We start from the raw sequence: 20542 nt of genomic DNA on the forward strand, positions 1-20542 counted from the left end.
CCGGCGAGACGGTGGAATTCCACGGAGGGCGTCATGTCGCAAAACATTCGAAAAATGACTCGATCGCTGCTGCTGTCGGCAGTCCTGGGTTCGGTTCCGCTGGCGACCGGCGCCACGGCGCAGGGGCTGACGGAGCAGCAGCAGTTTGCCCGCGGCATCTACCAGGAACTGGTCGAGATCGACACCACGACCGCGACCGGCGACACCCAGAAGGCGGCCGAAGCGCTGGGAGCGCGGCTGCGCGCGGCGGGCTTCGCCGAGGGCGACGTCCACGTCTTCTCGCCGGCACCGCGCAAGGGCAACCTCGTGGCGCGCTTACGCGGCTCCGGCGCGCGCAAGCCGATCCTGCTGGTCGCCCATATCGACGTCGTCCCCGCCAAGCGCGAGGACTGGTCGTACGATCCGTTCAAGCTGACCGAGGAGGGCGGCTATTTCTATGGCCGCGGCTCCAGCGACGACAAATACATGGCGGCCTCATTCGTCACCAATCTGATCCGCTACAAGAAGGAAGGCTACAAGCCCGACCGCGACATCATCATCGCGCTGGAGACCGACGAGGAGATCCTCGACGCCAACGGGCTCGGCATGCAGTGGCTGATCAAGAACCACCGCGACCTGATCGATGCCGAGTTCGCGCTCAACGAAGGCGGCGGCGTCGGCCTGAAGAACGGTAAGGCGATCCGCAACAGCGTGCAGACCAGCGAGAAGGTCTCGACCGCCTACAAGCTCACGGTGAAGGATCGCGGCGGCCACTCGTCATTGCCGCGCAAGGATAACGCGATCTACCGTCTGGCCGAAGGCCTGGTCCGCCTCTCCAAGTACGACTTCCCGATGAATCTCAATGAAACGACGCGGATCTATTTCACGAAGACGGCCGAGACCGAGAGCAAGCAGAACGCCGACGATATCCGCGCCATCCTGGCGCCGCAGCCGGACGCGGCGGCGCTGGCTCGGCTGTCGGAGAATCCCGGCTACAATGCCCAGCTCCGCACCACCTGCGTTGCCACCATGCTGCAAGGCGGCCACGCCATCAACGCGCTGCCGCAACTCGCGACCGCGGGGGTCAACTGTCGAGTCTTGCCCGGCGAGCCGATCGATGGCGTCCAGGCCCAGATCGAGCGCGTGCTCGCCGACAAGCAGATCGAGGTGGTGGGGGGACAGGCGGTGCTGAGCCCGCCGTCGCCGTTGAACGAGGAGATCATGGGATCGATCGAGAAGCTGTCGAAGGAATTCTGGCCGGATGCCGCGATCGTTCCGGTCATGAGCACCGGCGCCACCGACGGCAGCTACCTGCGCAATGCGGGGATTCCGACCTACGGCCACTCCGGGCTTGCCGCCGATGTCGACGACAACCGGATTCACGGCAAGGACGAGCGCGTTGCGGTGAAGTCGTTCTATGAGGGGCAGGAGTATCTCTACCGCCTGGTCAAGATGCTCGCAGGCGGCAAGTGATGGCGGAACGCGGAAGGATGACTCGCGTCGCAGTCGCCGGCCTCGGCGCGATCGGCACCGACGTCGTCAAGGCGCTCGATCAGGGCATCGAAGGCCTGATGCTGGTCGCGGTCTCGGCCAACAGCCCGGAGAAACACCGCGGCTGGCTCGCGCAGCTCAAGGCCGCGCCGGAGATGGTGCCGGTCGAGCAACTCGCCGAGGTCGCCGACATCGTGGTCGAGTGTGCGCCGAGCAAGGTGGTGCGCTCGATCGTGGCGCCCGTGGTCGAACGCGGCAAGACCGCGGTGGTGCTCAGCGTCGGCGCGCTACTGCAGAACGAGGACCTCGTCGATCTCGCGGGGGCCCATGGCGGCCAGATCATCGTGCCGACCGGCGCGCTGATCGGCCTCGATGCCGTGACGGCCGCGGCGGTCGGGACCATCCATTCGGCAAGGCTGGTGACGCGCAAGCCGGTCGCCGGCCTCGTCGGCGCGCCGCATCTGGTCGAGAACGATATCCGGATCGAGGGCATCACCGAGCCGCTGCGCGTGTTCGAGGGCAGCGCGCGCGAGGCGGCAAAAGGCTTTCCGGCCAATCTCAATGTCGCGGTGGCGCTGTCGCTCGCCGGCATCGGGCCCGATCGGACCCGGGTCGAGATCTGGGCGGATCCGACCGTGACGCGCAATACCCACCGCATCGAGGTCGATTCGGATTCGGCGCGGTTCTCGATGTCGATCGAGAACATCCCCTCGGAGAACCCGAAGACGGGCCGCATCACCGCGCTGTCGGTGATCGCTTGCCTCCGAAAGCTGCGCGCCAGCTTGCGGGTTGGGACCTGAGATTACGATGCAGATTCGGCGCGATGACCTCCTGCTCATCATCGACGTGCAGAACGACTTCTGCCCGGGCGGCGCACTGGCGGTCACTGATGGCGATGCCGTGGTGCCCGTCGTCAACCGGCTGGCGGAGCGGTTCGACCATGTCGTGCTGACGCAGGACTGGCACCCGAGCGGCCACAGCTCGTTTGCCACCTCGCATCCGGGCGCTGCGCCGTTCTCGTCGATCGCCATGCCTTACGGCCCGCAGACGCTGTGGCCGGATCATTGCATCCAGGGCACGTCGGGCGCCTCGTTCCATCCGCAACTCGTGACCGACCGGGCCGAACTCGTGATCCGCAAGGGATTTCGCGGTGCGATCGATTCCTACTCCGCGTTCTTCGAGAACGACAGGACGACTCCGACCGGGCTCGCCGGTTATCTGCGCGAGCGCGGCCTGACGCGGATCGTGATGGCGGGGCTCGCGACCGATTATTGCGTGCAGTATTCGGCGCTCGATGCGCGCCGGCTCGGGTTCGACACCACAATCGTGCTGGCGGGCTGTCGTGCCATCGACCTTGCGGGCTCGCTGGCCGCGGCCACCGCGGCCATGGCGGAAGCCGGAGTGGCGCTGGTGGACGACCTTCCTTGAAGGGGGCAAAAACCGTTGTTTTGACTGGCCTTTTGTTCTAATCCCCGCGGTGGATGAGCATTCGCAGCGGAGACCCCGTGTCGGGACAGGTTTTACGGATCGGGACGCGCAAGAGCGCGATGGCGCTGGCGCAGACCGAGGAGGTCGCGCGGCTGCTGCGCGCCGCCGCGCCGGATCTTGCCGTCGATGTCGTCAAGTTCGAGACCCGCGGCGACCAGGACCAGACCAGCAAGCTGCTGCGCCACGGCGGCAAGGGCGGCGCCTTCGTCGCCGAGATCCGCGAGGCGATGCGCGCGGGCACGCTGCAGGCCGCGATGCATTCGCTGAAGGACGTGCCGGGCAATGAGGAGACGCCGGGTCTCGTCATCGCGGCGCTGCTGGCGCGCGATGCGGCCAATGATTGCCTGGTGCTGCGGCCCGGCCTGTCGCTGGACACTTTTCGCGCTTCGCGCGGCAAGGGACTCATGATCGGCACCAATGCGGTGCGCCGCGCAGCCTATCTGCGGCGGTTGTTCCCCGAAGCGACCGTGATCCATTTCCGCGGCGCTGCCGATACGCGCGTCGCCAAGCTCGATCGCGGCGACAAGCAGCGCCTGCCCGGTGGCGGCGAGGTGGGGCCGGCGGATGCGCTGGTGATGGCGCGCTCCGGGCTCGAGCGCATCGGTCTCGCCGCGCGCATCGCGCATGATTTTTCGGTCGACGAAATGCTGCCGGCGGTTGGGCAAGGCATCGTCGCAGTCGAATGCGTCGAGACTGACTGGGCGACCCGCGCCCGGCTCGCAAAGATCGACGACACGCCGGCGCGCCTCGCCGCCGAGGCGGAGCGCGAGGTGCTGTGGGTGCTCAACGGCCACTGCAACTCGCCGATCGCGGGCCATGCGACGCTCAAAGGCGGTGAGATGACGCTGCGTGCGTCCGTGCTCGACGAAGCCGGCGCCGGCTTCATCGAGGTGACGCGGCGGGGGCCCGCCGATCGGCCGCGCGAGCTCGGCCGTGCCGTCGGCATGGAGCTGCTCGACAAGGGCGCCGCGGAGATTATCGCGCGCACCCGGCCGGAGGGTTAGTACGATATCCATCCCGGTGTCGTCCCGGCGTTCGCCGGGACGACGGTGGTGTGTGGGGCCCAATTCAGGTCAGCTCGCAGTGAGCGGCCAGCTGCCGATGATCCGGAAGCGCGAGGCAGCATCATCCTGCTTGAACAGCGCGATGCGGTCGATCGCGAGCGAGGTCAGTCCGGTTTCGGCAAACCGCTCGCGCAGCCAGGCGACGATCGGACCGCGCCGCTCGTCGTTCAACCGTCCGGTCAGCGTCATGTGGAAGCGGAATTCCTCCATCACGTACGGATAGCCCCAGCGGTCGAGATACTCGCATTGTCGCGCCGAGAGTTTTGCCGGATTGCGGCGCGCACGGTCCTCGGCCGTCAGCGGCGCACGGAATGCATCGAATTCGGTGACGCACTCAGCGGCGAGCTGCTGCAGGTCATCCGAGCGCTTCGCCGGGATCACTGCGATGAAGCCGCTGATCGCATCGACCACCGGCTCAATCACCGGGATGCGCCGCGCGCGGCCGGCAAACGCTGCGCTGGCGTCGAGTAGCTCGTCCTCGCGCTTGCCATCGGCGAGCGCCATCGGCGCCTTCAGCGTAGCGTGGAAACCGTATTTGCGCGGATCTTGCGTCAGCTCGCGCCAATCGGGCGTGACGCCGTCGGGGAAGGGCAGGTCGTCGCCTGACACGGCGTCGTAGCCGAGCATCGCCGCACCGAAGCGGTGCATCACGCTGTCAGGTGAAGGCGCATGATAGATTGCGTAGCGGGGGAAGTTGGCCATGAGAGCAGAGTGACCCTACGCCGCCGCAACCGTCTTGCGCGGCGCCAGCGAATGAACGAGGCAGCTCGCATCGGCCAGATGCACCAGCCGTCCGGCGGCGATCACGGCGACGACGCGCGGCCGCAGCGGTAGCTTGTCGTCGACCAGGATAATGTCGGCACGGCGGCCCGCGGCCAGCACGCCGCGATCGTCGAGCCCCGCCGCGAGCGCCGGTCCCGATGAGATCAGATCCCAGGCCTTGGCGAGCGGCACGATGCCGTCGGCGCCGAGGCGGAACGCGGCGAGCAGCTGCGCCGGGTAGTAATAGTCGGACGCCAGCACTGAGCACAGGCCCTTGGCGATCATGTCGGAGGCCTTGGTCCAGCCGGTGTGGCTGCCGCCACGCACCACATTGGGCGCGCCGAACACGATGAAGTCGCCGGCCGCGGCGGCGTCGCGCGCGGTCTCCTCGTTGACCGGGAATTCGGCGATCGCAGCGCCCAGCGCGCGAAACTCCTGCCGCATCGCGGGCGTATCGTCGTCGTGCGAGAGCATCCGCACATTGGCATCGCGCGCGGCGGCGGCGAGGCGCGCGATCGAGGCCGGCACGTCGGGGCGGCGCGCGACGACCTGTTCGATCAGCTCGTTGAAGGCCTCGAGCGAGAGCCCGGCGCGCTCGGCCGATTGATTGCGCTTCTTCGGCTTGACATTGCTGTGGTCGTTGAAGGCGAACAGATCGATACGGCCTTCGCCGAGCCACTGGATGATCTCGGTCTCGGCCGCGAGATTGTGGGTCTCGTGTCGTAGATGGAAGCGCGTGTCGGCGGCAAGCTGCGGCCGCAGAGCCTCGATCGCATCGAGCAGCTTGCGCGCATTCTCCGCGCTGCGCAGGCCGGGCTCCCACGACCAGGTGGTGCCGTGGAATACGGTGGTGATGCCGTTGGCGATCGCCTGACGGTCGCTGTCGACCAGCGCGACGTCGGTCGGGAAGTCGACGCCGGGACGCGGCATCATCTGCCGCTCGAAGGCATCGCCATGCAGGTCGATGATCCCCGGCAGCACCAGCAGCCCGCCGGCATCGAGATGCAGCGCGGCGCGACCCTGTTCGGCGTCGAGCGCCCCGATGTCGCGGCCCGCGGTCCGCAGCGAGGTCTCGACCAGTGCGCCGTCAATCAGCGCGCGTCCGCCTTCGATGAAAATGTCAGTCACGATGCGGCGCTCCGCTGGTTGTTGTCTGATTGGGCCACGTTCCCGGCCTCGTATTTGTCGAGGAACTCGTCCACCGCGAGCGTGCGGAAGTCGGGCAGCGCGCGGCGAAGCGTCTCATGATTCCAGTCCCACCACGCCAGCGCTGTGAGGCGATCGGCGATCGCCTCGGTGAAGCGCCGCTTCACCGGCCGCGCCGGATTACCTGCCACGACGGTGTAGGCCGGCACGTCCTTGGTCACAACAGCGCCGGCGGCAATGACGGCGCCGGTTCCGACGTTCCGTCCCGGCAGCAAGATCGCGCCATGACCGATCCAGACGTCATGGCCGATATGCACGTGATGCGCACGTCGCCAGTTGAAGAACTCGGTGTCGTCACCCTCACCGGGAAAATAAGCGCTGGCGCGGTAGGTGAAATGCGCTTGAGTCGCGCGCTGCATCGGATGATTGCCTGGATTGATCCGCGTCATCGCCGCGATCGAGCAGAACTTTCCGATCGACGTGTAGGTGATCTGGCTGTCGTTCACGACATAGGAATAGTCGTCCATGCTGACTTCGAGCAGCATCGTGCGCGCGCCGACCTCAGTATATTTGCCTAGTCTGCTTTCGCGCACCGATGCGGTTGGATCGACGGTCGGCACGACCGAGAGTGTTTTTCCGGCCATCAGGGCCTCCGCAAAATCATTGGCTTTCCCGGGAGATGCGCGTGTCATCGAGATGCTTGATGACAACATCATGACGTCGCGATGACGGCAAGGGGAGGGGTGTGGACGATCGCCGCAGTGCGGTAGCGCCGTCACATAACTGTAAAACACGGGGGATAGCGGTGGCCCAACGCGACGCGGTTGGAGCATTACATGCTGGTGGTGGAAGGTTTGACGTGCCGTTTCGGCGCAAAAGCCGCAGTCGACAACGCATCATTCTCGATCGCGCCGGGCAGCTTCGTCGGCGTGATCGGCCGCTCCGGTGCCGGCAAATCGACGCTGCTGCGGATGATCAACCGTCTCGCCGATCCGACCTCCGGCCGCATCCTGTTCGAAGGCACCGACGTCACCGCGCTGCGCGGCAAGGCGCTGCGGCAGTGGCGGGCGCGTTCGGCGATGATCTTCCAGCAGTTCAATCTGGTCGGCCGGCTCGACGTTCTCACCAATGTGCTGATGGGCCGTCTCGCGCAGATCCCGTCCTGGCGCTCGCTGGCGCAGGTGTGGCCGGAAGAGGATAGGGCGCTCGCGATGTCGGCGCTCGAGCAGTTCGATATCGCGCAATACGCGGCGCAGCGCGCCGACCAGCTCTCCGGCGGCCAGCAGCAGCGCGTAGCGATCGCCCGCGCGCTGGTGCAGGAGCCCGACCTCATTCTCGCCGACGAGCCGATCGCCTCGCTCGATCCGCGCAACACCAAGATCGTGATGGACGCGCTGCTGCGCATCAACAAGCATTTCGGCATCACGGTGCTCTGCAACCTGCACTCGCTCGACCTGGCGCGAACCTACTGTGACCGCCTGATCGGCATGGCGGCGGGGCGCGTTGTGTTCGACGGCGCGCCGGCGGCGCTCACCGACCATGTCGCGCGCGAGCTCTACGACCTCGAAGCCAATGACGTCATCGGCGCGGCGCCGTTGCCCGTGCCTGATGGCGCGACCGCTCCGGCACTCGGCAGCGCTGCCGCCGCCTGAAGCGTTCGCATTTTCAAATTGAGGGCGGCCGGGCATTTCGCCCGGTCAACAGTACCACCACTGGAGGGGTAATCATGATCACTCGTCGCATCGTGCTGGCCGGCGCTGCCGCGCTGGCCTTCGCCGGCTCGGCTTCGGCCGAGGACTGGAAAGCCAAATATCCTGAGATCACCTTCGCCGTTATCCCGGCCGAGAACGGTTCGGGCGTCACCGAGCGCTACACCCCGCTGACCAGCTACCTTTCCAAGGAGCTCGGCATCAAGGTGAATCTGCGCGTCGCCAACGACTATGCGGCCGTCATCGAGGGCCAGCGCGCCGGCAACATCCACATCGGCTATTACGGCCCGGCGTCGTTCGCCCGCGCCCGTCTGACCGGCGTCAAGACCGACGCCTTCGTGATCGACGTCAATGCCGACGGCTCGAAGGGCTATCACTCGGTGTTCTACGTGCTCGCCAAGAGCCCGTACCAGAAGGTCGAGGACCTCAAGGGCAAGAACCTCGGCCTGGTCGATCCGAACTCGACCTCCGGCAACAACATGCCGCGCTTCAAGCTGAATCAGATGGGTATCGATCCCGATACCTACTTCTCCAAGGTGATCTTCACCGGCAGCCACGAGAACGCCGTGCTGGCGCTGGCGCAGGGCACCGTCGACGTCGCCGCCAACTGGTGGAACGCCGAGGACGACTCCAACCTCACCCGCATGCTCGCCAAGAACATGGTGAAGTCGAGCGACGGCACGACGCTGAAGAAGGAAGACTTCCGCATCATCGTGAAGTCCGACCTCATCATCAACTCGCCCTACGCCTATCTCGAGAGCCTTCCGGACGACATGAAGGCCAAGATCAAGCAGGCCTTCCTCGACATGCCGAAAAAGGATCCGGAAGCCTTCAAGAAGCTGTCCGACGGCAAGAACCTGCCGTGGGAGCCGATCACCAATGCCGACTACGACAAGACGATCGAACTGATCAAGTTCGTCGACCATCTGCGCAAGAAGGCGTCCTGATCGCGCGACGCCGCCTCACAGGGCCGGGTTCAATGACCCGGCCCTTTTCCGTTTCCCCTCGAACAGATCGGTCCTAGTCGATGGCGACCGCCGTATCCATCCTTCCGGCCCAGCAACTGGCGGCGCTGAACGAGACCTATCGCAAGGCGGTCGCGCGCAAGCGGCTGAAGGCGACGCTGGCGACCGCCGTGTTCTGCGCCGCGCTCGTGATCGCCGCGCTCGGCGCCGAAGTGAACCTGAAAACGTTCTTCACTTACTTCGGTAACTTCATCAGCTATTTCGACCGCATCCTCACGCTCGATAGCGGCGCGCGGGTCTGGACCGATCCCGTCGAATGGTTCTGGGGCCTGAAGAAATGGCTCCGCCTGCTCGGCGAGACGATCCTGATCAGCTATGTCGGGACGCTGGTCGGTGCGGTGCTGGCCTTTGCGCTCAACTTCTTCGCCGCGCAAAATACCTCGCCGGGACCGTGGCTGCGCTTCATTGTGCGACGCCTGCTGGAATTCGCCCGCACGGTGCCCGGCATCGTGTTCGCGCTGATCTTCGTGATCGCGTTCGGGCTCGGGCCGATGGCCGGTGTGCTGGCGATCGCGATCCATTCGACCGGCGCGCTCGGCAAGCTGTTCGCCGAGATCGTCGAGAACGCCGACATGAAGCCGGTCGAGGGCATCCGCTCCACCGGCGCCAGCTGGCTATCCTGCATGCGCTTTGCGGTGCTGCCGCAGGTCTCGGCCGGCTACGCCAGCTACGCGCTGCTGCGCTTCGAGATCAACGTCCGCGAAGCCTCGGTGATGGGCTTCGTCGGCGCCGGCGGCATCGGCCAGGAGCTCGTGGTCGCGATCCGCAAGTTCTACTACTCCGACGTCAGCGCCATCCTCGTCACCATCATCCTCACGGTGTTCATCATCGACATCTCGACCGGCTGGCTGCGCGGCCGGCTGTTCGGCAAGGAGACGCGCCGATGAGCCAGCTGCCGAAGCCGGACACCGAGGGGCTGCGCGCGAAATATCCCGACGTCTTTGCGCGGCCAGCCTCGGCGCGGCTGGCGATGCCGGCGATGATCGTGGCGGCATTCGCGATCTTCGTGTTCGGCCTCGTCGATCTCGACTTCTCGCCGTCGAAGCTGCTTTCGGGCCTCAGCCAGCTCGGCTGGATCACGATGCTGATGCTGCCGCCGAACCCCGGCTCGTCGTTCCCGCTCTACATGCAGGCGCTCGGCGAGACGCTGTCGATCGCGCTGCTCGGCACCACGCTCGCCGCGCTGCTGGCGCTGCCGGTCAGCCTGCTCGCGGCGCGCAACATCATTCCCTCGAACCTGATCCGCTTTCCGGTCCGTCGCTTCCTGGATTCGATCCGCGGCGTCGATACGCTGATCTGGGCGCTGGTCTGGATCAACGTCGTCGGCCTCGGTCCGTTCGCCGGCGTACTGGCGATCATGGTGTCGGACTTCGGCGCGTTCGGAAAGCTGTTCTCGGAGGCGATCGAGGCCGCCGACCGCAAGGAGGTCGAGGGCATCCGCGCCTCCGGCGGCAACGCGCTGCACGAGATCCGCTTCGGCCTGCTGCCGCAGGTGCTGCCGGTGATCGCCGGGCAGGTGCTCTACTTCATCGAGTCGAACACGCGTTCGGCCACCATCATCGGCATCGTCGGCGCCGGCGGCATCGGCCTGCAACTCGCCGAGCAGATCCGCGTGCTGGAATGGCAGAAGGTGTCGTTCCTGATCCTGATGATCCTGATCGCGGTCGCGGCGATCGACTTCATCTCGACCAAGCTGCGCTTCGCGATCATCGGGCAGCGGGCGGTGGTGTAGCTCGTAGGATGGCGCACCGCCAAAACAGCGAAAACAACCCCATGCAAAGTAGCCGGCCGCTGCCGGCGTCTTGACACGTCGGGCAACTCAGCAGTATTCTTCCATTATTCCGAATTTGTGCGTTCGTAGGATGGGTGGAGCGCAGCGATACCCATCATCTCACCCGCGGCCCGAATTGATGGGTATCGCTGCGATCCACCCATCCTACGAAGCTACGGCAACGCTCAGCCCTCGACCAGGAACTCGACACGCTCCGCGGCGAAGCGCGAGCGCTTGGTCACCAGCGGCTTGTCCGCGTTGTCGACGTCGGTGGCGTCGACCACCAGCACGGGACGCCCGAGCGGCAGATCGAGCCGCGCGGCGTCGGTCGCATCGACGATTGCTGCGGTGATCCGGGTCGAGGCGCGCCGGTAGTCCTTGATCCCGTAATGGGCCAGCAGCTTGGTCATCGAGCGAAGGTCGGCGAACACGGCGCCGGCATCGGGAAACTGTTCGGCCGACAGCCAGGTGGTGGAGACGCAGATCGGGGTACGGTCAGCCAGCCGCACCGCCTCGATGCGGATCAGGGGGGCGCCGGTCTTGAGGCCCAGTTCGCGCGCGATCTCGCGGGTGGCGATGTCGGTGCCGGCCTCGATCAGCTGGCCGCGCGGTTCGTGGCCGCCGGCGCCGACGATCTCGGAAAACCGCGTGCGCGAGCGCAGGGGGTAGGCGAGACGCTGGGCCTCGACATAGGTGCCGCTGCCGCGCTCGGCGCGGACCAGGCCGCGCTCGGCCAGCGCCGCCAGCGCCCGCCGCACGGTGTGGCGGTTGACGCGGTAGGTCTCGGCGATCTCCATCTCGCCGGGCAGCTTTTCGCCGGCGGCGAAACGGCCGTCGGCGATGCCGCGTTCGATGCCGTCGGCAACCTGCCGCCACAGGGCGACGCCGGAACTTTCCTGCATGGTCATGCCGCGGTGATAGCCAGAAATCTTGAATTTGTCACGAAACAGTCATGGCGTTTGGCTATCAAGTTGTCTATTATCATAGACAACTTGATTCAAGCGGGATTGCCCGAGAGCTGCACATGACCACGACCGGACGAAACAGCAAGACGGCGCAGCGCAAGGCCGCCATGGCGGTGCTGGCGCATTCCGGCGCTGCCGAGATCGCGGGCTTGCTCGCCGATATTGCAGTGCCCGCGCATGAGAACCTGCGCGAACCGGAGAACGGCCTTGTGATGCTGCGCGGCCGGATCGGCGGCGACGGCGCGCCGTTCAATCTCGGCGAGGCGACGGTGTCGCGCGCGGCGGTGCGGCTTGCCACCGGTGAGGTCGGCTTCGGCTACACGCTCGGCCGCGATGCACAGAAGGCACGGATGATCGCGCTGTGCGACGCCATGGTGCAGTCGGCGGAATTTTCCGGCGCGGTCGAGGCCAGGGTGATCGCGCCGCTGCGTACGGCGCTGGTCGCCGAGCGCACTCGCAAGGCCGAGGAAACCGCGGCGACGCGGGTCGATTTCTACACGATGGTGCGTGGTGAAGGGTGAAGCGATGACGACGATTGCCGAACTGCCCGCAGGATTTGCCGACAAGGTGTTGTCGGCGCAGTCGACCTTCCGCTCGGTGATGGATGCGATGGCCCGTCCGGGCAGCGTCCAGCGCGTCACGGCTGCCGCGGGAACGCCTGCCGGTGTGATGCGCGGCGCGGCCGCGATCGCCCTGACGCTGTTCGATCACGATACGCCGATCTGGCTCGACGTGGCGATGGCGGCAACGCCCGGTGTCGCCCGCTGGCTGAAGTTTCACACCAGCGCGCCGGTGATCGAGGAGCCTTCGATCGCGAGCTTCGCGCTGATCGGCGATGCCGAAAACCTGCCGGCACTGGAGCGCTTCGCGTTCGGCACCAGCGAATACCCGGATCGTTCGACCACGCTGATCCTGCAGGTCGACAGCCTGACGCAGGGCCCGGCCTTCGAGCTGAAGGGCCCCGGCATCGACGGCGCCGCGTTGCTGCAGGCGATGATCAAGCCGCGCGATCTGTTCGCGCGGCTTGCCGTCAACGAGGCGCTGTTCCCGCGCGGCATCGATGTCGTGCTGGTCCATGACGACAGCATAGTGGCGATCCCGCGCACCACGCGGCTGGTCGCGAGCGGAGTGTAAGCGATGTATGTAGCCGTCAAGGGAGGCGAACGCGCCATCGAGAACGCCCACCGCCTGCTCGCGCATGAGCGGCGCGGCGACCGCGATGTGCCGGAGGTGACGCTGGCGCAGATTTCCGAGCAGCTCTCGCTCGGCGTCGACCGCGTCATGACCGAAGGTTCGCTCTACGACCGCGAGCTCGCGGCGCTGGCGATCAAGCAGGCACGCGGCGACATGATCGAGGCGATCTTCCTGGTCCGCGCCTTCCGCGCCACACTGCCGCGCTTCGGCGCAAGCGAGCCGGTCAACACCGGCGAGATGCAGGTGCGGCGCCGCGTCTCGTCGACCTTCAAGGATATTCCGGGCGGCCAAATCCTGGGCCCGACGTTCGATTACACCCATCGCCTGCTCGACCCGCAGCTTGCGGAAGGTTTCGTGCCGGAGCTGCCGGCGACCGCCGACGCGCCACAGACGCCGGCTCCGCGGGTGACCGACATCCTCGGCCGCGACGGCCTGATCGAGTCCTCGCCGCAGGCGGAGCCGGACGCGCCGGTCGGCGACCTCACGCGCGAGCCGCTGAGCTTTCCGGCGGATCGTGATCTGCGGCTGCAGAATCTCGCGCGCGGCGACGAAGGATTCCTGCTCGCGCTCGGCTATTCGACGCAGCGCGGCTACGGTCGCAACCATCCGTTCGCCGGCGAGATTCGCTTCGGCGACGTCGAGGTCGAGTTCTTCGCCGAGGACGCCGGCTTTGCGGTGCCGCTCGGCTCGATCGAATTGACCGAGTGCCAGATGGTCAACCAGTTCAAGGGCTCGGCAACCGAGGCGCCGTGCTTCACCCGCGGCTACGGCCTTGCCTTCGGGCAGAGCGAGCGCAAGACCATGTCGATGGCGCTGGTCGACCGCGCGCTGCGCGCGCGCGAGCTCGACGAGGAGGCGAGGTCGCCGGCGCAGGACGAGGAGTTCGTCATGTCGCACTCCGACAATGTGCAGGCGACCGGCTTCGTCGAGCATCTCAAGCTGCCGCACTATGTCGACTTCCAGTCCGAGCTCGGCCTGCTGCGCAAACTGCGTCAGGAATTTGCCGAGGCCAATGAGGCCCCGGAACTGCGGGAGGCCGCGGAATGAACGCGCCGACGTACAACTTCGCCTATCTCGACGAACAGACCAAGCGAATGATCCGCCGCGCGATCCTGAAGGCGATCGCGATCCCCGGCTACCAGGTGCCGTTCGCCAGCCGCGAGATGCCGATGCCCTATGGCTGGGGCACCGGCGGCGTGCAGGTGACCGCCGCGATCCTCGGGCCGGATGACGTGCTCAAGGTGATCGACCAGGGTTCCGACGACACCACCAACGCGATCTCGATCCGCAAGTTCTTTGGCAAGACCGCCGGTGTCGCCACCACGACCTCGACCACGGACGCCACCGTGATCCAGACCCGGCATCGTATCCCCGAGGCCGAGCTGCATGCGGGGCAGGTGCTGGTCTATCAGGTGCCGATCCCCGAGCCGCTGCGCTTCCTCGAGCCGCGCGAGACCGAGACGCGGCGCATGCATGCGCTCGCCGAATACGGCCTGATGCATGTCAAGCTGTACGAGGACATCGCGCGGTTCGGCCACATCGCGACCGCCTACGCCTATCCGGTGAAGGTGAACGCGCGCTACGTGATGGACCCGTCGCCGACGCCGAAATTCGACAATCCGAAGATGGACAATTGCGCGGCGCTGCAGCTGTTCGGCGCCGGCCGCGAGAAGCGCATCTACGCGATCCCGCCCTACACCACGGTGGTGTCGCTGGATTTCGAGGACCATCCGTTTACGCGCTATCGCTTCGATGCGCCCTGCGCGCTGTGCGGCGCGGACAATTCCTATCTCGACGAGATCGTCACCGACGACAAGGGCGGGCGAATGTTCGTCTGCTCCGACACCGATTTCTGCGAGCAGCGCCAAGCCGCCGGCCATCACGGCACCGAAAGCGCGGCGCCGCACAAGGAGAAGGCGCATGTCTGAGCCGTCTCATCTCGACAACGACCAGCCGCTGCTGGTCGCCGAAGGGCTCGCCAAGAACTACGGCCAGCTCGCCGCGTGCCGCGACATCTCGTTCGCGCTGTATCCGGGCGAGGTGCTGGCGATCGTCGGCGAATCCGGCTCGGGCAAATCGACCTTGTTGCAGTTGCTCTCGGCGCAGTTGGCGCCGAGCGCCGGCCGCGTCTCCTATCGGATGCGTGACGGCGTGCTGCGCGATCTCGCCGAGCTCGGCGAGGCGGAGCGGCGCTTTCTGTTCCGCACCGACTGGGGCTTCGTGCACCAGGACCCGGCGCAGGGCCTGCGCATGGGCGTCTCGGCCGGCGCCAATGTCGGCGAGCGGCTGATGGCGGTGGGCTGGAATCACTACGGCAAGATCCGCGACAGCGCCTCGACCTGGCTGGAGCGGGTCGAGATCGATGTCGGCCGCATCGACGATGCGCCGAAGACCTATTCCGGCGGCATGCGGCAGCGGCTGCAGATCGCGCGCAACCTCGTCACCGAGCCGAGGCTGGTGTTCATGGACGAGCCGACCGGCGGCCTCGACGTCTCGGTGCAGGCGCGCCTGCTCGACCTGATGCGCAACCTCGTCGGCGAGCTCGGCCTCGCCGCCATCGTCGTCACCCATGATCTCGCCGTCGCGCGGCTGTTGTCGCACCGCGTGATGGTGATGAAGGGCGGCCGTGTCATCGAGACCGGCCTCACCGACCAGGTGCTCGACGACCCGCGCGAGCCCTACACCCAGCTGCTCGTCTCCTCGATCCTACCGCCATGAGCCTGCCAATGACCGCGATGATCGAACTCGCCAACGCCGAAAAGACCTTCACCATGCACCTGCAGGGCGGCGTCGAGCTGCCCGTGGTGCGCGGCGTCTCGTTTCACGTCGAGCCGGGCGAATGCGTCGTGCTGTCGGGCCCGTCCGGCGCCGGCAAATCCTCCATCCTGAAGATGATCTTCGGCAACTACCGCTGCGACAGCGGCCGGATCGGCATCCGCCACCACGGCGCGGTGATCGACCTCGCCACCGCCGAGCCGCGCCAGGTGCTGAGCATCCGCCGTTCCACCATCGGCTATGTCAGCCAGTTCCTGCGCGCGGTGCCGCGGGTCGCGACGATCGACGTCGTCGCCGAGCCGCTGATCGTCAACGGCGTGGCGCGCGAAGAGGCCCGCGAGCGCGCCGGCCACCTGCTGCGCCGGCTCAACATTCCCGAGCGGCTGTGGACGTTGCCGCCCTCGACCTTCTCCGGCGGCGAGCAGCAGCGCGTCAACATCGCGCGCGGCTTCATCTCCGACCTGCCGATCCTGCTGCTCGACGAACCGACCGCTTCGCTTGATGCGGCGAATCGCGCAGTTGTGGTCGAGCTGATTGCCGAGAAGAAGACCAAGGGCGTCGCGATGGTCGCGATCGTCCATGACGACGAGATCCGCCATCTGATCGCCGACCGCGTCGTCGACGTCACCTCGTTCGCCGCCGCTGCCTGAAGGACCGTTTGAAATGACCGCCAAGCAAGACACCATCATCGGCAACGCGAGGCTCGTCCTCGCCGATCGCGTGATCGAGCAGGGCTGGGTGGCCATATCAGGCGGCAAAATCGCCGAATTCGGCGAGGGCAGGGCGCCAGAGGCGGGCGAGGATGCCGGCGGCGACCTGATCATGCCCGGCCTGATCGAACTGCACACCGACCATCTCGAGATGCACTACGTGCCGCGGCCGAAGGTGTTCTGGAACCCGATCGCGGCCGTGATCTCCTATGACGGTCAGCTCGCCACCTCGGGCATCACCACGGTGCTGGATTCGCTGCGGGTCTGGCGCGAGGACGGCGCCGAGGACGTCGACGGCCGCGCCGGCGTGCTGGCGGCGGCGATCTCGGCGGCGCGCGAGGAGAATCTGCTGCGCGCCGATCACTTCCTGCACCTGCGCTGCGAGGTGCCGATGCCGTCGGTGGTGGAGGAGGCCATGGAGCTGGTCGAGCGTCCCGACGTGCGGCTGATGTCGCTGATGGACCACACGCCGGGCCAGCGCCAGTTCCGCGACGAGGTGAAGCTGCGCGACTACTATCGCGGCAAGGGCGGCGGCATGACCGATGCAGAGCTCGACGTGCTGTTCGCACGGCGGTTCGACTATCAGAAGAAGCATGCCGCGACCAATGTGCGGGCGATCGTCGCGCTGGCGCAACAGCATGGCATCCCGCTGGCGAGCCATGACGACACTACGGATGAGAACGTGACCGACGCGATCAACGACAAGGTCGCGGTCGCGGAATTCCCGACCACGATGGAGGCCGCGCGCGGGCTGCACGCCGCCGGCATCGATATCCTGATGGGAGCGCCGAACGTCGTCCGCGGCGGCTCGCATTCCGGCAACATCGCCGCCGTCGATCTTGCGCGTGAGGGCGTTCTCGACATCCTGTCGTCAGACTACATCCCGTCGAGCCTGTTGATGGCGGCGCTGCAGCTGCCGCAGCACGTGCCGGCGATCGACCTTGCGGCCGCGATCCGCACCGTGACCAAGACGCCCGCCGAAGCGGTCGGCCTCTCCGACCGCGGCGAGATTGCGGTCGGCCGGCGTGCCGACCTGATCCGCGTCCATGTCGCGCGCGATCTGCCGGTGGTGCGCAGCGTCTGGCGCGAAGGAGGGCGGGTGGCATGACCGACGCGCCCGCTGTCGCCGCGACGTCCGTTGCCGCTGTTGGTCCCGGCCGCCTGATCCTGGTGGTCGGGCCGAGCGGTGCTGGCAAGGATACGCTGCTGGCATTGGCGAAGGCGGCCTGTGCCGACGACCGCGGCATCGTGTTTCCACGCCGGCTGATCACCCGTGCTTCCTCGGCGTCGGAGGACAATGAGGAGGTCAGCGCCGATGACTTCGAGCGCGGCGTGGCGAACGGCGACTACGCCATGCACTGGGAGGCGCACGGGCACCGCTACGCGCTGGCGCGGGCGATCGACGACGAGATCCGTGCCGGCCGTACCGTGATCGCCAATGTCTCGCGCACCGTGATCGCGGCGGCGCGCCGCCACTATGCCAGCGCCATCGTGGTCTCGATCACCGCGCCGCCGGAGGTGCTCGCAGCACGCCTTGCGGCGCGGGCGCGCGCCAGCGACGGGCAGCTCGGGCAGCGGCTGGCCCGCACGGTCGACGAGACGACGTCGGTGCCGGACTTCACCATCGTCAATTCCGGCGGCGCCGACTATCACGCGCGGCAACTTGTCCGCATCATCAAGGACGAGCGTTGGGACGGTTAGCAACAACAGGGAGAAGCGAGACGAATGTCGGTGATTGAAACGATCGAGCAGCTCGAGGCGATCTACGGTTTCCCCAACGACGCGTCGACCGTCAAGGTCGCCGACCGGGTGACGCCGCTCTACCGGGTGCTGATCGAGAAATCACCGTTCGTGTCGCTGGCCACTTCGGGGCCGGAGGGCCTCGACTGCTCGCCGCGCGGCGATCTGCCCGGCTTCGTCCGCATCCACGACGAGAAAACGCTGATGATGCCGGACCGCCGCGGCAACAATCGCTGCGACTCGCTGCGCAACATCGTCCGCGATCCCCGCGTCGGGCTGCTGTTCCTGATCCCGGGCTCGGGCAGCACGCTGCGCGTCAACGGCCGCGCCTATGTCTCCGCCGAGCCGGAGCTGCTGGCCTCGTTCGAGATGGAAGGCAAGGCGCCCCGCACCGTCATCGTGATGACGGTGGATGAGATGTACTTCCAGTGCGCCCGCGCGATCGTGCGCTCCGACCTGTGGAATCCCGACAAGCGGGTCGATCCCAGGACGTTGCCGACGCCCGGCCAGATCCTCGCCGAGATGAGCGAGAACACGGTCGGCGGCGAGAAGTACGATCGGGAATGGCCCGAGCGCGCGCGGCAGACGATGTGGTGATCTGAATACTCCCTCGTCCCGCAAGCGGGGCGAGGTGACCTTCAACGGCTGCGCCGAAAGCCGCGCTAACCCTTCGACTGCTCGTCGAACGCTTTCAGCGACACCATGGCGATCTCGCGCAGCGCATCGCGGCTGGCACCGGAGGAGGCCATCACGCACATGCCTGACACAACGGCGGAGAGATAGCGCGCGAGCGACGCCGGTTCGGCGCCGTCGCCCAGATCGCATTGCGCCTTGGCCTCGACAAACCGTTCGCGCAACTGGTCCTCAGTATGGTTGCGGCGCGCCGCCAGCTCGAACGGAACGTTCGCCGAGCCGGTGCCGCAGGCGAGGCCCCCCTGGACCAGCAAACAGCCGGGCGGGTTGGCGGGGTCGGTCTGGGCGTCGGCGTGCTCCATCAGGAATCGTTCGGCGACCTCGCGGGCGGTCGGGGCACCCAGCACCTTTTCCATCCAGGCGTCGCGCTTCTCGGAGTAGCGATCGAGCGCGGCCTTCAACAGGCCTTCCTTGCTGCCGAACGCGGCATAGAGGCTCGGCGGATTGATGTGCATGGCCTCGGTGAGCTGCGCGATCGTCGCGCCCTCATAACCGTGGCGCCAGAACACCTCCATGGCCTGGTCCAGTGCGGCGTCTGCGTCGAACGCGCGGGGGCGTCCCATACCCATTTTCGTTGCTCCGTAAGCCGGGTGCCGATTCTCCGACGGCATTGTCCGTAGCCTATCCTGTTGTTTGACGTGAGGTTTTTCCGTGGCTTCTCATTTCCCCAGCAATGCGCTAAGAAATTCATAGTGCCCGATACATAAGTATCTTGCAAAGCGGCGTCCAGCTCCACATTTGTAGTGAACACTACAGATCGTCTTGGAGCGCGCTAATGCCCCCGTCCACCGAAAACCCCCGTTCCGGCCGTTTCCGATCCATCACCGGAGGTATCCTGATCGTCGGCGCCCTCGCGGTGGCCGGTTCGATCACGACCGGCCGCTATTTCTATGCCGCGCAGGCGACTGCCCCCGCGGCAGCCCCCGAGCAAGCGGTGCCCGTGACCGTCGCCATCGTCGAGCCGCGTCCGACCACGTTGTTCGAGGAATTCTCCGGCCGGCTCGAGGCGGTCGACCGCATTCAGCTCCGGCCGCGCGTCGCCGGCGCGATCATGGCGACCAACTTCACCGAGGGCGCGCTGGTGAAGGCCGGCGATGTCCTCTTCAAGATCGATCCGGCGCCCTATGCCGCGGAGGTCGACAAGGCCCAGGCGCAACTCGAGGCGGCGAAGGCGCGCGCGGTGTTCACCGCCAGCGAAGTCGAGCGTGGCGCCCAGCTGGTCGGCAACAACATCGTCACGCGGCGCGATTTCGACCAGCGCGACAACGCCAATCGCGAAGCGATCGCCAACGTCAAGGCGGCCGAGGCGACGCTGCAGACCGCAAAGCTCAATCTCGATTACACCGAGGTGCGCGCGCCGGTCGACGGCCGCGTCGGCAAGATCGAGGTCACCGTCGGCAACCTCGTCGCCGCCGGCACCGCATCGCCGGTGCTGACCACGCTGGTCTCGGTCAACCCGATCTATGCGAGCTTCGATGCCGACGAGGAAATGGTGCTGCGCGCCCTCAACTCGATCGCTGATGGTTCCGGCAAGCGCGGCAATCTCGCCAAAATCCCGGTCGAGATGACGACCTCCGGCGGCCTCGGCGCCAAGGGCCACATCCAGCTGATCGACAACCAGGTCAACGGCCAGAGCGGCACCATCCGCGTCCGCGCCACGTTCCGCAACGATGACGGCCGGCTGATCCCCGGACAGTTCGCGCGCGTGCGCATGGGCCAGCCGCAGCAGCAGACGCTGGTGCTGATCGACGAGCGTGCCGTCGGCACCGACCAGGACAAGAAGTTCGTCATGGTCGTCGGCGACGACAGCCGTGCCGTCTATCGCCCAGTCACGCTCGGCAGCGCGGTCGACGGCCTGCGCATCGTGACCGCGGGTCTGAAATCGGGCGAACGCATCGTCGTCAACGGTCTGCAGCGCGTGCGGCCGGGCGCCCTCCTGAAGCTGGAGGTCGCCGAAATGGGCGCGCGCGGCATGCAACAGGCATCCGCCCAAACCAGACAGAACACGGCGCAGCGCTGAGCCTTCGCTG

The 20542-nt window shown here is 66.7% G+C and carries 23 protein-coding genes; 18 read left to right on the forward strand and 5 right to left on the reverse strand.

The features are described from left to right. Positions 1-54: 54 nt before the first annotated feature. The 4 genes from JQ633_RS10145 to hemC are packed head-to-tail and all read left to right on the forward strand — an operon-like array spanning position 55 to position 3962. The gene (locus JQ633_RS10145) at positions 55-1452 is read left to right on the forward strand and encodes a M20/M25/M40 family metallo-hydrolase (protein ID WP_249159069.1); all 1398 of its coding nucleotides are present in this window, start codon (positions 55-57) and stop codon (positions 1450-1452) included. A gap of 17 nt (positions 1453-1469) precedes the next feature. Further along, on the forward strand, positions 1470-2270 hold the full coding sequence (locus JQ633_RS10150) for an aspartate dehydrogenase (protein WP_433995633.1): 801 nt from the start codon (positions 1470-1472) through the stop codon (positions 2268-2270). Between the two features lie 7 nt (positions 2271-2277). Continuing rightward, positions 2278-2898 carry a bifunctional nicotinamidase/pyrazinamidase gene (gene pncA, locus JQ633_RS10155; RefSeq protein ID WP_211984840.1) on the forward strand — a complete coding sequence of 207 codons (621 nt, stop codon included), beginning with the start codon at positions 2278-2280 and terminating at the stop codon, positions 2896-2898. 53 nt (positions 2899-2951) lie between these two features. Continuing rightward, positions 2952-3962, forward strand: a complete 1011-nt coding sequence (gene hemC / locus JQ633_RS10160) for a hydroxymethylbilane synthase (RefSeq protein ID WP_211984841.1) — start codon at positions 2952-2954, stop codon at positions 3960-3962. 69 nt (positions 3963-4031) lie between these two features. Here hemC and JQ633_RS10165 read toward each other — a convergent pair whose 3' ends face one another. From JQ633_RS10165 to JQ633_RS10175, 3 genes are read right to left on the reverse strand one after another with little or no spacing between them, the layout of a single operon-like run. Beyond that, a complete protein-coding gene (locus JQ633_RS10165; protein ID WP_211984842.1) occupies positions 4032-4724 on the reverse strand; it encodes a DUF1045 domain-containing protein in 693 nt (230 codons plus the stop codon). A 15-nt stretch (positions 4725-4739) separates the two neighbouring features. Further along, on the reverse strand, positions 4740-5912 hold the full coding sequence (locus tag JQ633_RS10170; protein WP_211984843.1) for an alpha-D-ribose 1-methylphosphonate 5-triphosphate diphosphatase: 1173 nt from the start codon (positions 5910-5912) through the stop codon (positions 4740-4742). Then, positions 5909-6574, reverse strand: coding sequence for a chloramphenicol acetyltransferase (locus JQ633_RS10175; protein ID WP_211984844.1), 666 nt, complete (start codon positions 6572-6574; stop codon positions 5909-5911). Before JQ633_RS10175 ends, JQ633_RS10170 begins: the two co-directional genes overlap by 4 nt. Before the next feature lie 192 nt (positions 6575-6766). Here JQ633_RS10175 and phnC point away from each other — a divergent pair, with 192 nt between their 5' ends. The 4 genes from phnC (at position 6767) to phnE (JQ633_RS10195) (ending at position 10396) form a co-directional block, all read left to right on the forward strand. Then, entirely contained in the window at positions 6767-7582 is an 816-nt protein-coding gene (phnC, locus tag JQ633_RS10180; RefSeq protein ID WP_211984845.1) for a phosphonate ABC transporter ATP-binding protein, read from the forward strand. A gap of 74 nt (positions 7583-7656) precedes the next feature. Continuing rightward, entirely contained in the window at positions 7657-8586 is a 930-nt protein-coding gene (gene phnD, locus JQ633_RS10185) for a phosphonate ABC transporter substrate-binding protein (RefSeq protein WP_211984846.1), read from the forward strand. Positions 8587-8666: 80 nt separating this feature from the next. Then, complete coding sequence (phnE, locus tag JQ633_RS10190) at positions 8667-9551, forward strand: phosphonate ABC transporter, permease protein PhnE (RefSeq protein WP_211984847.1); 885 nt, start codon at positions 8667-8669, stop codon at positions 9549-9551. Beyond that, on the forward strand, positions 9548-10396 hold the full coding sequence (phnE, locus tag JQ633_RS10195) for a phosphonate ABC transporter, permease protein PhnE (protein WP_211984848.1): 849 nt from the start codon (positions 9548-9550) through the stop codon (positions 10394-10396). The genes phnE (JQ633_RS10190) and phnE (JQ633_RS10195) overlap by 4 nt, the downstream gene beginning before the upstream one ends. 224 nt (positions 10397-10620) lie before the next feature. On the opposite strand, the gene phnF is transcribed toward phnE (JQ633_RS10195), so the two are convergent. Next, positions 10621-11343, reverse strand: coding sequence for a phosphonate metabolism transcriptional regulator PhnF (gene phnF, locus JQ633_RS10200; RefSeq protein WP_211984849.1), 723 nt, complete (start codon positions 11341-11343; stop codon positions 10621-10623). Between the two features lie 116 nt (positions 11344-11459). Here phnF and phnG point away from each other — a divergent pair, with 116 nt between their 5' ends. The 9 genes from phnG to JQ633_RS10245 are packed head-to-tail and all read left to right on the forward strand — an operon-like array spanning position 11460 to position 18416. Further along, positions 11460-11921: a phosphonate C-P lyase system protein PhnG gene (gene phnG / locus JQ633_RS10205; RefSeq protein ID WP_211984850.1), complete on the forward strand. Its 462-nt coding sequence runs from the start codon at positions 11460-11462 to the stop codon at positions 11919-11921. Between the two features lie 4 nt (positions 11922-11925). Then, positions 11926-12534 carry a phosphonate C-P lyase system protein PhnH gene (phnH, locus tag JQ633_RS10210; RefSeq protein ID WP_211984851.1) on the forward strand — a complete coding sequence of 203 codons (609 nt, stop codon included), beginning with the start codon at positions 11926-11928 and terminating at the stop codon, positions 12532-12534. 3 nt (positions 12535-12537) lie between these two features. Next, a complete protein-coding gene (locus JQ633_RS10215; protein ID WP_211984852.1) occupies positions 12538-13641 on the forward strand; it encodes a carbon-phosphorus lyase complex subunit PhnI in 1104 nt (367 codons plus the stop codon). Beyond that, positions 13638-14522: an alpha-D-ribose 1-methylphosphonate 5-phosphate C-P-lyase PhnJ gene (locus tag JQ633_RS10220; protein WP_211984853.1), complete on the forward strand. Its 885-nt coding sequence runs from the start codon at positions 13638-13640 to the stop codon at positions 14520-14522. Before JQ633_RS10215 ends, JQ633_RS10220 begins: the two co-directional genes overlap by 4 nt. Next, a complete protein-coding gene (gene phnK, locus JQ633_RS10225) occupies positions 14515-15312 on the forward strand; it encodes a phosphonate C-P lyase system protein PhnK (RefSeq protein ID WP_211984854.1) in 798 nt (265 codons plus the stop codon). Before JQ633_RS10220 ends, phnK begins: the two co-directional genes overlap by 8 nt. An 8-nt stretch (positions 15313-15320) precedes the next feature. After that, positions 15321-16019, forward strand: a complete 699-nt coding sequence (phnL, locus tag JQ633_RS10230; protein ID WP_211984855.1) for a phosphonate C-P lyase system protein PhnL — start codon at positions 15321-15323, stop codon at positions 16017-16019. A gap of 13 nt (positions 16020-16032) precedes the next feature. After that, on the forward strand, positions 16033-17187 hold the full coding sequence (locus JQ633_RS10235; protein ID WP_211984856.1) for an alpha-D-ribose 1-methylphosphonate 5-triphosphate diphosphatase: 1155 nt from the start codon (positions 16033-16035) through the stop codon (positions 17185-17187). Further along, entirely contained in the window at positions 17184-17780 is a 597-nt protein-coding gene (gene phnN, locus JQ633_RS10240) for a phosphonate metabolism protein/1,5-bisphosphokinase (PRPP-forming) PhnN (RefSeq protein WP_211984857.1), read from the forward strand. Before JQ633_RS10235 ends, phnN begins: the two co-directional genes overlap by 4 nt. 24 nt (positions 17781-17804) lie before the next feature. Then, positions 17805-18416 carry a pyridoxamine 5'-phosphate oxidase family protein gene (locus JQ633_RS10245; RefSeq protein ID WP_211984858.1) on the forward strand — a complete coding sequence of 204 codons (612 nt, stop codon included), beginning with the start codon at positions 17805-17807 and terminating at the stop codon, positions 18414-18416. A gap of 65 nt (positions 18417-18481) precedes the next feature. On the opposite strand, the gene JQ633_RS10250 is transcribed toward JQ633_RS10245, so the two are convergent. Then, complete coding sequence (locus tag JQ633_RS10250; RefSeq protein WP_211984859.1) at positions 18482-19081, reverse strand: TetR/AcrR family transcriptional regulator; 600 nt, start codon at positions 19079-19081, stop codon at positions 18482-18484. Positions 19082-19287: 206 nt separating this feature from the next. Here JQ633_RS10250 and JQ633_RS10255 point away from each other — a divergent pair, with 206 nt between their 5' ends. Next, complete coding sequence (locus JQ633_RS10255; RefSeq protein WP_211984860.1) at positions 19288-20532, forward strand: efflux RND transporter periplasmic adaptor subunit; 1245 nt, start codon at positions 19288-19290, stop codon at positions 20530-20532. The last annotated feature ends 10 nt before the right edge of the window (positions 20533-20542 follow it).

Source organism: Bradyrhizobium tropiciagri, from assembly GCF_018130505.1.
GTDB classification, from domain to species: Bacteria; Pseudomonadota; Alphaproteobacteria; order Rhizobiales; family Xanthobacteraceae; genus Bradyrhizobium; species Bradyrhizobium tropiciagri_B.

Coding starts and splice junctions, on each gene's coding strand:
- JQ633_RS10150 (WP_433995633.1), top strand. CDS start 1,470: ATGACTCGCGTCGCAGTCGCCGGCCTCGGCGCGATCGGCACCGACGTC.
- JQ633_RS10235 (WP_211984856.1), top strand. CDS start 16,033: ATGACCGCCAAGCAAGACACCATCATCGGCAACGCGAGGCTCGTCCTC.
- JQ633_RS10250 (WP_211984859.1), bottom strand. CDS start 19,081: ATGGGTATGGGACGCCCCCGCGCGTTCGACGCAGACGCCGCACTGGAC.
- phnL (WP_211984855.1), top strand. CDS start 15,321: ATGACCGCGATGATCGAACTCGCCAACGCCGAAAAGACCTTCACCATG.
- phnH (WP_211984851.1), top strand. CDS start 11,926: ATGACGACGATTGCCGAACTGCCCGCAGGATTTGCCGACAAGGTGTTG.
- phnG (WP_211984850.1), top strand. CDS start 11,460: ATGACCACGACCGGACGAAACAGCAAGACGGCGCAGCGCAAGGCCGCC.
- phnK (WP_211984854.1), top strand. CDS start 14,515: ATGTCTGAGCCGTCTCATCTCGACAACGACCAGCCGCTGCTGGTCGCC.
- phnF (WP_211984849.1), bottom strand. CDS start 11,343: ATGACCATGCAGGAAAGTTCCGGCGTCGCCCTGTGGCGGCAGGTTGCC.
- phnE (WP_211984847.1), top strand. CDS start 8,667: ATGGCGACCGCCGTATCCATCCTTCCGGCCCAGCAACTGGCGGCGCTG.
- JQ633_RS10215 (WP_211984852.1), top strand. CDS start 12,538: ATGTATGTAGCCGTCAAGGGAGGCGAACGCGCCATCGAGAACGCCCAC.
- phnD (WP_211984846.1), top strand. CDS start 7,657: ATGATCACTCGTCGCATCGTGCTGGCCGGCGCTGCCGCGCTGGCCTTC.
- hemC (WP_211984841.1), top strand. CDS start 2,952: ATGAGCATTCGCAGCGGAGACCCCGTGTCGGGACAGGTTTTACGGATC.
- phnC (WP_211984845.1), top strand. CDS start 6,767: ATGCTGGTGGTGGAAGGTTTGACGTGCCGTTTCGGCGCAAAAGCCGCA.
- JQ633_RS10220 (WP_211984853.1), top strand. CDS start 13,638: ATGAACGCGCCGACGTACAACTTCGCCTATCTCGACGAACAGACCAAG.
- JQ633_RS10245 (WP_211984858.1), top strand. CDS start 17,805: ATGTCGGTGATTGAAACGATCGAGCAGCTCGAGGCGATCTACGGTTTC.
- JQ633_RS10175 (WP_211984844.1), bottom strand. CDS start 6,574: ATGGCCGGAAAAACACTCTCGGTCGTGCCGACCGTCGATCCAACCGCA.
- JQ633_RS10165 (WP_211984842.1), bottom strand. CDS start 4,724: ATGGCCAACTTCCCCCGCTACGCAATCTATCATGCGCCTTCACCTGAC.
- phnE (WP_211984848.1), top strand. CDS start 9,548: ATGAGCCAGCTGCCGAAGCCGGACACCGAGGGGCTGCGCGCGAAATAT.
- phnN (WP_211984857.1), top strand. CDS start 17,184: ATGACCGACGCGCCCGCTGTCGCCGCGACGTCCGTTGCCGCTGTTGGT.
- JQ633_RS10255 (WP_211984860.1), top strand. CDS start 19,288: ATGCCCCCGTCCACCGAAAACCCCCGTTCCGGCCGTTTCCGATCCATC.
- JQ633_RS10145 (WP_249159069.1), top strand. CDS start 55: ATGACTCGATCGCTGCTGCTGTCGGCAGTCCTGGGTTCGGTTCCGCTG.
- pncA (WP_211984840.1), top strand. CDS start 2,278: ATGCAGATTCGGCGCGATGACCTCCTGCTCATCATCGACGTGCAGAAC.